The organism is Streptomyces cupreus, assembly GCF_014257025.1.
GTDB classification, from domain to species: domain Bacteria; phylum Actinomycetota; class Actinomycetes; order Streptomycetales; family Streptomycetaceae; genus Streptomyces; species Streptomyces cupreus.
In genome coordinates, this window is the sequence record NZ_JACMSF010000080.1 from 1 (window position 1) to 12712 (window position 12712).

The following is a 12712-nucleotide window of genomic DNA, read 5'->3' on the forward strand; positions in this document are numbered from 1 at the left end:
CTCGCGCAGCGGCACGGGCAGATCCCGGTACGCGGCGGCCGAGTTGGCGATGAGGGTGTTGCCGCCGTAGGGCGGGATCACGATGCCGCGCAGGGTGGACGCCTTCGGCGGCGTGCGCACGAAGGTGACGTCGGTGTGCCATTGGTTGGCGCGGATGCCCTCCTCGCCGTCGACGGGCAGGATGTTCGGCTGCCCGTCGACAGAGGGGACCGTGGGGTGCGCGGTGGTGAGCTCGCCGAAGAGGGAGGCGAAGCGGAGCTGGCCCGCGTCGTCGAGGTGCTGGCCGCGGAAGACGAGCGCCTTGTGTTCCAGGAGCGCGGAGTTGATCTCGGCGACGACGGCGGGGGCGAGCTCGGCGGAGAGGTCGACGCCGAGGATCTCGGCGCCGATCCGGCCGCCGATCCGGCGGATGTCGAAGTCGGTACTGGTGGTCATCGTGCGGGTGTCCTTCCGGTGGGTGATCGGTGAGGGGGCGGGGGTGGTCAGGAGGTGGTGGCCAGGGAGGGGGCCGAGGCAGCCGTGACCAGCCGGTTGGCGGGTCGGGCCAGGCCGTAGTGCTCGCGCAGGGTGCGGCCGGTGTACTCCGTACGGAACAGGCCGCGCCGCTGAAGGATCGGCACGACGTCGTCGACGAAGTCCTCCAGGCCGCCCGGCAGATGGGGCGGCATGATGTTGAAGCCGTCGGCGGCGCCCTGGGTGAACCACTCCTCCAGCTGGTCGGCGAGCTGTTCGGGGGTGCCGGCGAAGACGCGGTGGCCGCGGCCCGCGCCGAGCCGGGCGATCAGTTCGCGCAGGGTGAGGCCGTCGCGACGGGCGAGTTCGGCGACGAGGGTGAAGCGGCTCTTGTTGCCGTTGATGTCCCGCTCCTCGGGCAGGTCGGGCAGCGGCCCGTCCAGGGGCAGCCCGGTCAGATCGGTGCCGAGCATCCCGGACAGTTGGGCGAGCCCGTAATCGGGAACCTGAAGATCCGTCAACTCCTGCTCCAGGGCGCGGGCTTCGGCCTCGGTGGAGCCGATGACGGGGGCGATACCGGGCAGGACCAGCAGCTGGTCCTCGGTGCGGCCGTAGCGGGCGAGCCGGGACTTGAGGTCCTTGTAGAAGGCCTGGGCATCGGCGAGGGTTTGCTGGGCGGTGAAGACGGCCTCGGCGTACTGGGCGGCGAACTCCTTGCCGTCCTCCGAGGAGCCCGCCTGCACGAGGAGCGGGTAGCCCTGCGGGGTGCGCGGCACGTTCAGGGGGCCGCGCACTCCGAAGTAATCGCCACGGTGGTCGATCTCCCGCACTTTGTCGGTGTCGGCGTAGACGCCGCGCTCCCGGTCGAGCAGGATCGCGTCGTCCTCCCAGCTGTCCCACAGCTTGGTGGCGACTTCCAGGAACTCCCGGGCGCGCTCGTAGCGCAGCCGGTGCTCCAGGTGCTCGTCCTGCCCGAAGTTGCGGGCCTCGTTCACGGTGCCGGATGTGACGATGTTCCAGCCGGCCCGGCCCCCGCTGATGTGGTCCAGGGAGGCGAACTTGCGCGCGGTGTGGAACGGCTCGTTGAAGGTGGTGGAAACGGTGGCGATGAGGCCGACACGCTCGGTCACCGCCGCCAGCGCGGACAGCAGGGTCAGCGGTTCGAAGCCGCCGAGCGCGTTGTGCCGGACGTTGCCCCACAGGGCGAGGCCGTCGGCGAGGAACACGGAGTCGAGCAGGCCGCGTTCGGCGGTCTGCGCGAGCTGCTGGAAGTAGCGCAGGTCGGTGACGCGTTCGGGCTGGGTGCGGGGGTGCCGCCAGGCGGCGTCGTGGTGGCCGGCGTTCATCAGGAAGGCGTTCAGATGCAGGGTGCGTGGACCGGTGGAGGGCATGAGGGTTCCTCGGAAGGGGAGTCGGGGCGGGCGTGCGGCGGGGCGCGGTCAGCCGGCGGCGGGCACGCGCCACGAGCTGAGCCGCTGTTCCACGGTCACCAGGAGCTGGTTGAAGGCGACGCCGATGGCGGAGATCGTGATGATGCCCGCGTACATCTGCGGGATCGCGAAGTTGTACTGCGAGGCGTTGATCAGATAGCCGAGACCCGCCTTGGCGCCGATCATCTCGGCGGCGACCAGTACCAGGATGGACACCGCTCCGGCCAGCCGGATGCCGGTGAACATGACCGGCACGGACGCCGGCAGGATGACCTTCTGGAACAGCCGGGGCGCGGACAGGTCCATCGACTTCGCGAGCTTCAGCAGGGTCGGGTCGACGTTGCGGACGGCGCTGATGGTGTTGAGCAGGATCGGCCAGGTGCACGCGTACACCACGATGGAGATCTTCGAGGTCTCGCCGATGCCCAACAGCAGCACGAACACCGGCAGCAGGGCCAGCGCCGCGGTGTTGCGGAACACCTCCAGCAGCGGTCCGAGGAGGTCGGCGACCGGCCGGTACCAGCCGATCATCAGCCCGAGCGGTACGGCGAAGGCCACGGCGAGTCCGAATCCGCTGAACGAGCGCACCAGGCTGGCACGGGCGTTGTCGGCGAGCTGACCGTCGGCCGCCAACTCCCACCAGGCGCGGGCGACCTCGCTGAAGGGAGGCAGGAAGGTCCGGTCGACCAGACCGAGTCGCGGCGCGGTCTCCCAGAGCAGCAGCAGAGCAACGATAGCGGCGGACTTCGTCGCGACGGTCAGCGACAGGCGCCCCAGTCGGCGGACCCGGACCGGGACGGAGGGTGCTCGCCGCACGTCAGGCTTCGGCGCGGCGGGAGGAGCGGGGGAGAGGTCCGGGGCGGGCGCGGCGGCCTCCACCGCGCCGGCCGTCGCGGTCTTGCCGGTGGCGGTGCCGGTCGTCGGACTCATACGGATGCCTCCTCCATCTCCAACTGCTGGGCCCTGGCCACCTCGTCATGCAGCAGCGACCAGATCTCGTGGCGGAAGCGCGCGAACTGGGCACTGGAGCGGAGGTCGTCCGTCGCCGTACGGGAGTCGAAGGCGACCGGCACGATCCGCTTGATGCGGCCCGGCCTCGACGTCATGACGGCGACGCGCTGTCCCAGGTAGACGGCCTCGTCTATGCCGTGGGTGATGAAGACGACGGTCTTGCCGGTGCGCTGCCAGATGCGCAGCAGTTCGTCCTGGAGCGACTCCCGGGTCTGGGCGTCCAGCGCGGCGAACGGCTCGTCCATGAGGAGCACATCGGGGTCGTAGGCGAGGCTGCGGGCGATGGCCACCCGCTGCCGCATCCCGCCCGACAGCTCATGCGGATGGCGGTCCTCGAACCCGGTCAGGCCGACCAGGTCGAGGAACTCCCTGGCACGTGCGGCCCGTTGACGCCAGGGCACGCCGGTGGCCTCCAGACCGAACTCGACGTTGCCCTGCGCCGTGCGCCACGGCAGCAGCGCGTACTGCTGGAACACGATGCCCCGGTCCAGGCCGGGGCCGGTGACGGGTTCGCCGTCCAACAGGATCCGCCCGCCGGTGGGGCGGGTGAGCCCGCCGAGCAGATCCAGCAGAGTGGACTTTCCGCAGCCGCTCGGACCGACGAGGACGACGAACTCGCCTGCCGCTATCTCCAGATGAATGCCGTCGAGGGCGGTGAAACGGGTGCTGTGCCGATCTCCCGCCCGATCTTTGACCGTGAATTCCTTCCGTACGTCTTCGAACACGATCTTGGGACTGGTGGATTGCGTGGTGGATGCCGGCATCGGGTTCAGCTCCCCGCGGTGTTGAATTCGTTGGTGTAGAGGTCCGACAGCTCGACCTGTCCCTTGTCGATGTCGCCGCGTTCGCTCAACCAGTCGATCCACAACTGGAGTTCCTTGCCGGTGATCCGGCCCGCCGTTTCCGCGACTCCATAGGAGCGCCAGTACTTCAGGGGCGCGGTGTCCTCGTTCCGGCCGCGCTTGTTCACGATGTCCGTCATTCGGGCGATGACTTCTTCCCGGGGTGTGGAACGGGCCCACTCGATGGCCTTTCCGACGGCGGTGACGAAGGTTCGCGCGGTGTCGGGGTTCTGCTGGAGGAAGCGGTCCGTCATGACGTAGGTGCCGGCACTGAACGCGCCGAGCAGTTCGAAGTCGGTGAACAGTGGGCGGATGCCCCCGGTCGCCAGGGCCTTGTCGCGCAGCACGCCGCCGAGGACGGCCACGTCGATCTGCTTCTGCCGCAGCGACTGCTCGGTGTTGACCGGCGGCACCACGAGGGGCTCGACCTTGCTGATGTCGGCCCGGGACAGGCCGCCGCGCTCCAGGTAGATGTCGAGCATGGCCTCGGCGTGGGCGCCGAGGGTGTTCATCCCGACCTTCTTGCCGATCAGATCCCGGGCGGAGCGGATGGGGCTGTCCTTGAGGACGTAGTAGCCGCTGTAGGCGTGTTTGTCGGAGCCGTAGTAGCTGATGACCGCCTTGACGGGCGCCTTGTTCGCGGCCAGTTTGACGACCGCGCCGTTGAACGCGCCGCCGAAGTCGATCTGGCCCGTGGCCGCGGACTGGATGTCCTGCGGACCGCTGATCGTGTTGCCGACCCACTCCAGCTTCACGTCCTCCAAGTAGCCGAGGTTCTCGGCCAGTTCCGGCAGCGTGACCTGGCCCGCCCAGCCCTGGTAGCGGAGCGTTCGCGTCTGGCCCTTGCCGGACGCGGCTCCGGACGCGGCCGTGCCACAGCTCACGACCACCGTCGAGAGACCGAGCAGAGTGAGGAACTGACGTCGGGTCGTTGCCGTGCTGGCAGCCATGGAAGGTCCTGTTCGGGAAACCGGTGAAGGAAATGGCAGACGTCGTACGGCGGAAAAGGGGCCTCGGCGGAAATAGCTGCGAGGTGTCCGACGTCTGTGAGAACAGCGGCTCGGGCAAGCCGACTGTGAAAACGGAGCGAAGGGGAACTGAGCCTGTCAGCGGGTGTGACAACCGGCGGCACAGATGGCGCTGGCCTGACGTCGCAGATCGACGTGCAGGCGCGCGGCGAGGTTCTCGTACTTGCTCACGGCAAGAGAGTTGCAGCGAATTCCGGCCAGGTCAATGTCGGTTGAGCCGGCGTCCCATACTCGCAACGGTGCGACATACGCGTGCAGTGCCGCGTTCACAATTCATGACATGAGTGAGCCGGCCGGCGCCCGCGAGCGCCGACCGGCTGCCGGATCCTGTTCGGCCTGGTTCAGGCCCAGGGATCGGTGAACGACCGTCCCGGCACCGGCTTGGTGACCAGGGCGAGGGCGGTGAAGAAGTTGACCTGGCCGATGGCGATGGTCAACGTGGTGAGGGCCTTCTCGTCGTAGTGCTCGCGGACCTCGGTGTACAGCTCGTCGGACACCCGCTCGCCCTCCGCCGAGGGCTGGAGCACCGCCTCCACCAGAGCCAGCGCGGCGCGCTCCGCGCTGGTGAAATACGGCGAGTCCGGCCAGGAGGACACCGAGGTGATGCGCTCCTCGGACTCACCTGCCTGGCGCAGGAACCCCGTGTGCAGAACGGTCAGGTAGGTGCTGCCGACGATCTGGCCGGCGCGCAGGTGGACGAGGCTGATCGTGGACCGCGGTACCGACTGGTTGCCGGTGGCCTTGAACAGCGCGGCCGACACCTCCGCCATCTCGGGCACGAGCGTCGAGGGGTCCTCGGTCATCCGCGGCCGCAGGGGTATCTCTGCAGTGATCGAACGTGCTTCCATCAGCGATTTCCTCTCGGGTATCACGTCGCTTTCACCGCACTGACGGATGCCGGGGGTGGAGTGTGACGGCGGGAGCGGGAGAAATTCCGGACGCCTCGCTCCCGACGCGCGCACCGCGCGGGTCCCTCCTAGGCTCGAAGGAGGCAGCGTGCCCGCATCGACAGGAGCCCGGTGGACATCGACACGGTCGCCGACGAGCTGTACGCGCTGCGGCCGGAGGAATTCACGGCGGCGCGCAACGCGCGCATGGCCGCGGCCCGCACCTCCGGCGACCGCGCCCTCGCGGAGAAGATCGGCAAGCTGCGCCGCCCCAGCCTTCCGGCGTGGGTGAGCAACCTCCTGGTCCGGGAACGCCCGGACGAGGTCGAGGCCCTGCTCCGGCTCGGCGAAGGGCTGAGGCGCGCCCATCACGACCTGGACGGGGCGCAGCTGCGGGAACTCAGCGGGCAGCAACGGACCCTGATCCGCGCGGTCTCGCGGGAGGCCCGACAGCTGGCGGCGGAGGCCGGGCATCCGGTCGGCGAGGACGTGGGGCGCGAGGTGGAGGCGACGCTGCACGCCGTGCTGGCCGACCCGGAGGCGGCCGAGGAATGGGCGAAGGGCCGGTTGGCCAGACCGTTGGAGGCGGCCGTCGGTTTCCCCGACGTCAGCCCGACCGCGGTACGCCGCCCCACCGCCCCGCCCGCACCCCGCCCGACGAAACGCCGCGACGACGAGGCGCTGACCCGGGCCCGCCGGGACGCCGACACGGCCGTACGCGAGCTGCGAGCGCTGGAGGAGGAGGCGGCCGAGGCCGGGCGGGAGGCGGAGGCGGCGCAGGGCAGGACTGCTCAACTGCAGGAGCAGATCAGCGAGTTGAGCGAGGAACTCAGCCGCGTCGAGCAAGACCACCGAAAGGCACGCGAGGCAGAACGCCAGGCACGGGACAAGCTGAAGGCGATCGAACGCCGAGTCCGCGACGCCCGACGCCGTTCGGATACGGCGACTGCCCGACTGGAGCGCCACCAGAAGCGATGATCTCCCCATGAACGAGATCACGCTGATGTCGGACCCCAAGATCGCCGCGATACCGGTCCAGGAATCCGGCGAGCCCCTCGTCGACGTCCGCGCCGACGGCGCCCTCCTAGTCGACCCCCGCAAGGCGGACCCAGCGGGAGCCTTCGCCCACCTCCGCCAAGGAGTCGTCCAAAGGCTCATCACCGCCCAGGACTTGCTGCCAGGCGGCCTGCGTCTGCAGTTCGTCGAGGGATAACGCCCACTCACCCTGCAACGCCACTACTTCGAAGAATACACGGCCGAGTTGCGGACGCTCCACCCCGACTGGCCCGCTGCCCGGATCCACACGGCCGCCAGCCGCTCGTTCCCCGCCCGACATCGCCCCGCACAGCGCCGGAGCAGCGGTCGACCTGACCCTCACCGACGCCGACAACGTCACCACCGAGGCCCGCGAGCACCGCGAGATCCTCAGCACCGCCCTGACCGCCGCAGGTCTGGTGAACTACCCGACGGAGTGGTGTTCCCAGTCAAGTTCTTGTGTTCAGAAGCGGGAGGCCCTTCGAAGAGCTTGCAGGATTGGTGCACCAGGTCGCTTATTCCGTGGCGGCTTATCGCGCCACCTGCAAGCATCCCGCTCATGCTGACCTTCGACGTGCCCGACGGCACCCGCCTCGCCTACCACCGAAAGGGCTCGGGGGGTGACCGACCGCTCGTCTGCATCCCCGGCGGGCCGATGATGCGCTCCGCCTACTTCGGCGACCTCGGTGGGCTGGCCGCGCAGCGGGAGTTGGTACTGCTGGACCTGCGCGGCACGGGGGACTCGGCCAGGCCCGCAGACCTCGCGGGCTTCCGGGTGGACCGGCAGGCCGAGGACATCGAGGCGCTGCGCGTCGCTCTTGGACTGGAGCAGTTGGATCTTCTCGGCCACTCGGCCGCTGGTGATCTCGTACTGGCCTACGCGGCCCGCTACCCGGAGCGGGTGCGCTCGCTCGTGCTGGTCTGCGCGCGGGCGCGCACTGCCGGGATCGACTTCCCCGTCGAACGGCGTCGCGAGGCGCTGGAGCTGCGCCGGGAGGAACCCTGGTACGAGGAGGTCCGGCCGGCCTTCGAGCGGGCGGTGTCCGGGGAGGCGAGCGACGCGGACTTCGCGCTGCTCGACCGCCTGTCCTACGGTCGCTGGGATGCCGCCGCGCAGGCGCACGCCGCCGCGTGCGAGGAGTGGTTCGACGTGGAGGCGGCGGATGCCTACCTGGCCCCGGGCGCCTTCGACGGCGCGGACGCCGCCCGTGCGGTACTGGCTGAACTGGATGTGCCCGTCCTGGTCATCTCCGGCGAGCTGGACGGTTCCCCGCGTCCGGACTCCGCCGCCGAGGTGGCTGGGCTCTTCCCGCGCGGCGAGCACATCGTCCAGGCAGGCGCCGCGCACAGCCCGTGGGTGGACGGTCCGGACGACTTCGTCCAGACCGTCATCAAGTTCCTGGCCAGGGACTACCGGTAACGAGGTGTCCTGGACCTACGGTCGGCAGGGGCGTCTGGCGGTCATCCTTCCTTCGGGTGCAGGCGGACGACATTGTCCGGTGCTTCCTCCGAGCTCTTGTTCAGGTTCTGTCCCTGGCGGGTGAGGACGGCGTTCGCGAGCGCGAGCTGGGTGACTTGGTGCCGGAGTGCCGTGATTTCGGCTTTCTGCGCGGCAACAGTTTCCTTCAGATCGGAGACGGTCTTCCGGAGCCGCTTTCCGATTCGGGGAGTTGCTTCGTCTCCGTGCGGACGCGCTCGTAGCACTCGTTCTTCAGATCTGCGTGGCGTTTCTGGAGGGCCATGCGGTGAACACCGGCCTCGGCCGCGAGAGCGACGACGGTCAGGGCGCCGTCGGAGGCTGTGGGCTGGCCGGTGAGGAGCCGGTCGATGGCGGCACGGATGCGTGCGCGCTCGTCGGTGGATTGCTCGGTCATGACAGGTCCTCGGCAGGTTGGGCGGTGGTGTGGTGAGCATCGGCGGTGGCGCGATGCTGTTCGGCGGCGACTCGAAGGCGCCTGGCCAGCGGTTGAGGGGCGAGGGGCGCGAGTTGGTTGATGCGGTCGGCTTCTTCCAGCAGCTCGTTCGCATGGCTGTCGAGGCGGATGGCGTTCCCGCAGCCGGGCGGCAGTCAAACTGGTTCGGGGCGGTTGCGTTGGCGCCTGGTTCACAGAGCGCGTTGTCGCGCTTGAAGACGCAGATCAGGCACGCGTCTGGGTTGTCGAAGAGGACCAGACCGTCGCGGGCCAGGTAGTCGGCGGCCTGTTTGGCGAACTTCTGGGTGACGGTGCGGCCCTCGAATCGTGGTGACTGGATCGAGGCTGTGAGGGCTCGTCGGGCGGCTGGTCCGGAAATCTTCTCGCCGACGGCGAGGCGGTCTCGCAGCCGTGCTGCGGTGTCAGCGGCGGCCAGGGCGGTCTCGACGTCGAGGACACTGTGGATGCCTCGACGGCTTCGGCTGCCGTAGCCGCTGGACGTCCGGGCGTCGAGGACGGTGCGCATGTGGCCGTACTGGATCGCGAGCGCGACGAGTCCGCCAGGTCTGCGAGCGATGTGCCACGCCAGGGTCCGGCGGAACCGTCCGAGCCCGATGGCGCCGTGAGGGTCTTGGGGAACGCTCTGGTCCTGCAGCCCTTGGGATTCGGATTCCCGGTAGATCCAGGCGATGAAGTCCTCGATTCGCTAGTTCATACTGCTGTTCTTCAAGGCGCCGTCGCGCCGGCGGCCGCGGGCGAAGTCGTGGTGGGCGGAGCTGAAGAGCAGTTCGCCTTCGGGGACCATGCGTTCAAGGACTCGGATCGCGCGGACGACCGGGGTGACGGCAACCCAGGGAACATTCCGTTCCTCACCGGCCGAGACGTGCTGGCCATCGTCGTCGGTGACGTTCTTGTAGTGGTGACTGCGGATGAGATGTCGGCTGCCGTTCTCGGGATCGGGGCAGCAGCCGGACCGCAGACCTTGTACTTCCTGCGGCCGCATGCCGGTGATCAAGGTCGTGACCTCGTTGAAGTCGAGGTGTTCGCGCCAGGGCCTGCCGTTGATCTGCCCGGTTACCGGAACCGTGAGCGGGCAAGGCCCTGGCTGCAGCGTGCTGAGCTGATCCCGTTGTCGAAAGCCACTGACCTGGTTGACGCTGCAGCCGACGGTGGCCGCGATGACTGTGGCAGCCAGGACAGTCCTGCCGCGCCACTCGGTGGTCGGCAGACCCGTGCCCGCGGCGAGTCGGGGCACGAGGTACTCCTCCAGCGCGGCCAGTCCTGCCGGCGAGCTCGGGTTGGTGGCGGCCAACTGCTGCATGCGGCGCCATTCCACCCAGGCAGCCAGGATGTCGTCCGCGAGGTCGCAACGGCAGCGCGCTCTACGGGCCGTGGGACCTCAGTTCCGCGCCGCGGTAGTGACCACCTTGATGTTGAACGTGTGGGCGCCCAGACCGTGCGCGATCCCCATGAACAGCAGGGCGAAGTGCTCCTGGCCGCGGGCGCTCGTGATGCCGCCGATGTCCAGCTGGGACGACGGCGGCCAGCCGAGGTCGGTGAGCAGCTTCCCCGTCGTCCGCTTGGCTTCGGTGTCGTCGCCGGAGAGGAAGACGGTGCTCGGGCCCGCGAGTCCCGCCGGGGCGACCATCGCGGTGGAGTCCATGGTGCACAGCGTCTTGACGACGAGGGTGTCGGGAAAGGCCGCCTGGATCTGTTCGGCCAGGCTGCTGTTGGGGTGCGAGAGCTCGGTGTAGTCGTCGGAGAGGCCGACCCCGACGTCGATCAGCAAGGTGCCGGCCAGGGCGGGCGCGCCGATGGAACGCAGCAGCTCGACGGAGACGTTTCCCGGGGTGGCGTTCACCAGAACCTCCGCGTGGGCGGCGGTCTCGTTCAGTCCTGCCACGGGAAGGCCGAGTTCCTTCCGCTCGTCCGGCCTACGGGAGCCAAGGAGTACGTCGTGTCCCGCGCTGCTCCATCCGTGGGCCAGTGCTCGGGCGACATTGCCGGTGCCAAGGAGTCCTATACGCATGCCGTTGACGCTAACCGCTGCCGCGGCTCGGCCCATCGGGCCGCGGGCCCACGTGGAGCGGCACCAAAGTCGTAGTCCTGTGGGCCGGGGGAGGCAGGCTCCGGTTGTGAGGCCTGTGGGTGCGACAAAGACTTGGTGGAGTACCGCCGCCGGGACGAGGAAGAGAGGCCCCTATGGCAATCGCCCTGAGAATCGACTGGCCCGAGGTCACCCCCGAGGTGTACGAGGCGGCCCGTGACCGCGTGCGCTGGGAAGAGGACGTGCCCGACGGACTCCTGACGCACGCGAGCTGGTTCGACGACGGCGGCTTCCACGTCTTCGACATCTGGGAGTCGGAGGGCCAGTTCGCGCAGTTCATCGCCGGGCGGATCGAACCGGTCCTCAAGGGCGAACTGGGCCTGCAGAGCGACCCCACGGTGACCACGTCCCCGCTGCACCGGCGCTTCGTCGCCCCCGGCGTCAGTGGAGCAGCCTGACAACAGCGGCGTACGCCCTCGCGAGTACATGAGGTTGCTCCCGCCGTCAGACGCCCCGCACGGCGCTGCTCGGCAGGCTGTGCCACGTGAAACTCAGCCGCCCCGCTCGCCGGGCCACCCTCGTCGTCCATGTCGTCGCCTCCGCCTCCTGGCTCGGGCTCACGCTCGGCCTGCTCGCCCTGGGCGGCACCGCCGCAAGCACCGGCTCGCCGGTGACGGTGGAGGCATCGGTGCGGGCCATGAAGCTGTTCGCGGACTGGCTCCTGCTCCCCGTCGCCTTCCTGACCCTCCTCAGCGGCCTGCTGCTCTCCCTCGGCACCGTCTGGGGGCTGGCCAGGCACCGGTGGGTCTGCACCAAGTTCTGGCTGACCCTGGCCACCACCACCGCCACGGCCTTCGCCCTGCGCCCCGGAGTGAACTCCGCGGTCACCGCCGTCGCCGCGGGCGGCCCCCTGCCCGATGCCAGTGAGGTCCTGGCCGGCCCGATCGTGTCCCTGTCCGCCTACGTCTTCATGATGGTCATCTCGGTCCTCAAGCCCTGGGGCCTGACCCGACGAGGCCGCCGCCTGCGCACCCGGGCCACCAAGCCCGAGCGCGTACGCCAGCCGGCCTGACGCGGTCAGTCGTCGAAGCGGTGGCGGGAGGACTCGATATGGCCCATGTGCGTGCGCGTCCAACGGCACAGGCCGTCGATCGTCTCCCGCAGCTCCTGGGCCGGCGCCGTGAGCGTGTACTCGACGCGGGGCGGCACGGTCGGGTAGACCGTCCGCTCGACCAGACCGTTGCGCTCCAGCATCCGCAGGTTCTGGGTGAGCATCTTGTGGCTGATGCCCTCGACCTCCTTGCGCAGCTCGCTGAACCGCAGCGTCCGGTCGCCGAGGAACTCGATGATCAGCAGCGCCCACTTGTTGGCGACGTCGGAGAAGATCTCCCGCGCCAGCGAGTCCGCGCGCGCCAGGTCCGCGTCCTCGGCAGTGCTCCTGACCTGCTTGGTCACCATGAGGTTCCCCCGTCACCGAAAAGTGCGTTCTTCCATGTCAACGCACACTCTCCTACGGTTCCTGAGTAACCACAAGAGAGCACACGAAGGGCACCCACCATGGCCATCACCCTCCTGAACCCCAGCGGACTGCCGGAGATCGACGTCTACCGGCAGGTGTCGGTCGCAAGCGGCTCCAAGCTGGTCTTCGTCGCCGGGCAGGTCGCCTGGGACGACAAGGGCGTCACGGTCGGCGAGGGCGACCTCGCGGCCCAGGTCGAACGCTGCTACCTCAACGTCGCCACCGCCCTGGCCGAGGCCGGCGCCTCCCTGTCCGACCTGGCGAAACTCACCGTCTACGTCGTCGACTGGACCCCCGACAAGATGCCCCAGCTCCTGGAGGGCATCGCCCGGGCCACCGCGGCCCTCGGGGAGACCCCGGTCCCGCCGGCCACACTGATCGGCGTTGCCGCCCTGGACGTACCCGAGCATCTGGTGGAGGTCGAAGCCACCGCGGTCATCGACTGACCCTCGATGAGCGCGTCCAACTGACAGGCCGTGTCCGGATCGAAGTACTTCTCCTGACGGACTCCGGCGCAGGATCCGCTTCGGCTCCTCGGAGCTGGCTT

General features: G+C 69.2%; 16 protein-coding genes and 1 pseudogene. 6 read left to right on the plus strand and 11 right to left on the minus strand.

Going from position 1 to position 12712, the window contains the following annotated elements; all coding sequences use genetic code 11:
- The 7 genes from H4N64_RS39505 to H4N64_RS39535 all read right to left on the minus strand — a co-directional run.
- Positions 1-435 (minus strand): TauD/TfdA dioxygenase family protein (locus tag H4N64_RS39505; RefSeq protein WP_186287449.1); only part of this gene is annotated, 435 nt, incomplete at its 3' end.
- Positions 436-482: 47 nt separating this feature from the next.
- Entirely contained in the window at positions 483-1844 is a 1362-nt protein-coding gene (locus H4N64_RS39510) for an LLM class flavin-dependent oxidoreductase (RefSeq protein WP_186287450.1), read from the minus strand.
- Between the two features lie 48 nt (positions 1845-1892).
- Positions 1893-2813, minus strand: coding sequence for an ABC transporter permease (locus tag H4N64_RS39515; protein ID WP_186287451.1), 921 nt, complete (start codon positions 2811-2813; stop codon positions 1893-1895).
- Positions 2810-3658 carry an ABC transporter ATP-binding protein gene (locus H4N64_RS39520; RefSeq protein ID WP_186287452.1) on the minus strand — a complete coding sequence of 283 codons (849 nt, stop codon included), beginning with the start codon at positions 3656-3658 and terminating at the stop codon, positions 2810-2812. The genes H4N64_RS39515 and H4N64_RS39520 overlap by 4 nt, the downstream gene beginning before the upstream one ends.
- 5 nt (positions 3659-3663) lie before the next feature.
- Positions 3664-4686 carry an ABC transporter substrate-binding protein gene (locus H4N64_RS39525; protein WP_186287453.1) on the minus strand — a complete coding sequence of 341 codons (1023 nt, stop codon included), beginning with the start codon at positions 4684-4686 and terminating at the stop codon, positions 3664-3666.
- 156 nt (positions 4687-4842) lie between these two features.
- Positions 4843-4935, minus strand: a complete 93-nt coding sequence (locus H4N64_RS46560) for a putative leader peptide (protein ID WP_186287454.1) — start codon at positions 4933-4935, stop codon at positions 4843-4845.
- Between the two features lie 170 nt (positions 4936-5105).
- A complete protein-coding gene (locus H4N64_RS39535) occupies positions 5106-5612 on the minus strand; it encodes a carboxymuconolactone decarboxylase family protein (RefSeq protein WP_186287455.1) in 507 nt (168 codons plus the stop codon).
- 171 nt (positions 5613-5783) lie between these two features.
- Between H4N64_RS39535 and H4N64_RS39540 the strand changes: the two genes are divergently transcribed.
- The 3 genes and pseudogenes from H4N64_RS39540 to H4N64_RS39550 all read left to right on the plus strand — a co-directional run bounded on the left by H4N64_RS39540 (position 5784) and on the right by H4N64_RS39550 (position 8106).
- Entirely contained in the window at positions 5784-6629 is an 846-nt protein-coding gene (locus tag H4N64_RS39540; RefSeq protein ID WP_186287456.1) for a hypothetical protein, read from the plus strand.
- A gap of 7 nt (positions 6630-6636) precedes the next feature.
- A pseudogene (locus tag H4N64_RS39545) lies at positions 6637-7126 on the plus strand (M15 family metallopeptidase domain-containing protein); the annotation flags it as partial.
- Positions 7127-7245: 119 nt separating this feature from the next.
- Entirely contained in the window at positions 7246-8106 is an 861-nt protein-coding gene (locus tag H4N64_RS39550; protein WP_186287457.1) for an alpha/beta fold hydrolase, read from the plus strand.
- A 205-nt stretch (positions 8107-8311) separates the two neighbouring features.
- On the opposite strand, the gene H4N64_RS47050 is transcribed toward H4N64_RS39550, so the two are convergent.
- From H4N64_RS47050 to H4N64_RS39565, 3 genes are all read right to left on the minus strand, one after another.
- On the minus strand, positions 8312-8560 hold the full coding sequence (locus H4N64_RS47050; protein ID WP_418896332.1) for a hypothetical protein: 249 nt from the start codon (positions 8558-8560) through the stop codon (positions 8312-8314).
- A gap of 745 nt (positions 8561-9305) precedes the next feature.
- Positions 9306-9920: a hypothetical protein gene (locus H4N64_RS39560; protein ID WP_186287458.1), complete on the minus strand. Its 615-nt coding sequence runs from the start codon at positions 9918-9920 to the stop codon at positions 9306-9308.
- Positions 9921-9998: 78 nt separating this feature from the next.
- On the minus strand, positions 9999-10664 hold the full coding sequence (locus H4N64_RS39565) for an NADPH-dependent F420 reductase (RefSeq protein WP_186287459.1): 666 nt from the start codon (positions 10662-10664) through the stop codon (positions 9999-10001).
- 137 nt (positions 10665-10801) lie between these two features.
- Between H4N64_RS39565 and H4N64_RS39570 the strand changes: the two genes are divergently transcribed.
- Positions 10802-11104: a hypothetical protein gene (locus H4N64_RS39570; protein WP_186287460.1), complete on the plus strand. Its 303-nt coding sequence runs from the start codon at positions 10802-10804 to the stop codon at positions 11102-11104.
- An 86-nt stretch (positions 11105-11190) separates the two neighbouring features.
- Positions 11191-11718 (plus strand): DUF2269 domain-containing protein, encoded by a 528-nt coding sequence (locus H4N64_RS39575; RefSeq protein WP_186287461.1) that lies wholly within the window; start codon positions 11191-11193, stop codon positions 11716-11718.
- Positions 11719-11723: 5 nt separating this feature from the next.
- On the opposite strand, the gene H4N64_RS39580 is transcribed toward H4N64_RS39575, so the two are convergent.
- Positions 11724-12104, minus strand: a complete 381-nt coding sequence (locus tag H4N64_RS39580; protein WP_186287462.1) for a winged helix-turn-helix transcriptional regulator — start codon at positions 12102-12104, stop codon at positions 11724-11726.
- A 99-nt stretch (positions 12105-12203) separates the two neighbouring features.
- Between H4N64_RS39580 and H4N64_RS39585 the strand changes: the two genes are divergently transcribed.
- The gene (locus H4N64_RS39585; RefSeq protein ID WP_186287463.1) at positions 12204-12611 is read left to right on the plus strand and encodes a RidA family protein; all 408 of its coding nucleotides are present in this window, start codon (positions 12204-12206) and stop codon (positions 12609-12611) included.
- Positions 12612-12712: the final 101 nt, after the last annotated feature.

Bases quoted from the DNA above. Each gene is read 5' to 3' on its own strand.
- H4N64_RS39585 (WP_186287463.1), top strand. From the start codon at position 12,204: ATGGCCATCACCCTCCTGAACCCCAGCGGACTGCCGGAGATCGACGTC.
- H4N64_RS39570 (WP_186287460.1), top strand. From the start codon at position 10,802: ATGGCAATCGCCCTGAGAATCGACTGGCCCGAGGTCACCCCCGAGGTG.
- H4N64_RS39525 (WP_186287453.1), bottom strand. From the start codon at position 4,686: ATGGCTGCCAGCACGGCAACGACCCGACGTCAGTTCCTCACTCTGCTC.
- H4N64_RS39510 (WP_186287450.1), bottom strand. From the start codon at position 1,844: ATGCCCTCCACCGGTCCACGCACCCTGCATCTGAACGCCTTCCTGATG.
- H4N64_RS39560 (WP_186287458.1), bottom strand. From the start codon at position 9,920: ATGCAGCAGTTGGCCGCCACCAACCCGAGCTCGCCGGCAGGACTGGCC.
- H4N64_RS39535 (WP_186287455.1), bottom strand. From the start codon at position 5,612: ATGGAAGCACGTTCGATCACTGCAGAGATACCCCTGCGGCCGCGGATG.
- H4N64_RS47050 (WP_418896332.1), bottom strand. From the start codon at position 8,560: ATGACCGAGCAATCCACCGACGAGCGCGCACGCATCCGTGCCGCCATC.
- H4N64_RS39550 (WP_186287457.1), top strand. From the start codon at position 7,246: ATGCTGACCTTCGACGTGCCCGACGGCACCCGCCTCGCCTACCACCGA.
- H4N64_RS39580 (WP_186287462.1), bottom strand. From the start codon at position 12,104: ATGGTGACCAAGCAGGTCAGGAGCACTGCCGAGGACGCGGACCTGGCG.
- H4N64_RS39515 (WP_186287451.1), bottom strand. From the start codon at position 2,813: ATGAGTCCGACGACCGGCACCGCCACCGGCAAGACCGCGACGGCCGGC.
- H4N64_RS39565 (WP_186287459.1), bottom strand. From the start codon at position 10,664: ATGGGCCGAGCCGCGGCAGCGGTTAGCGTCAACGGCATGCGTATAGGA.
- H4N64_RS39520 (WP_186287452.1), bottom strand. From the start codon at position 3,658: ATGCCGGCATCCACCACGCAATCCACCAGTCCCAAGATCGTGTTCGAA.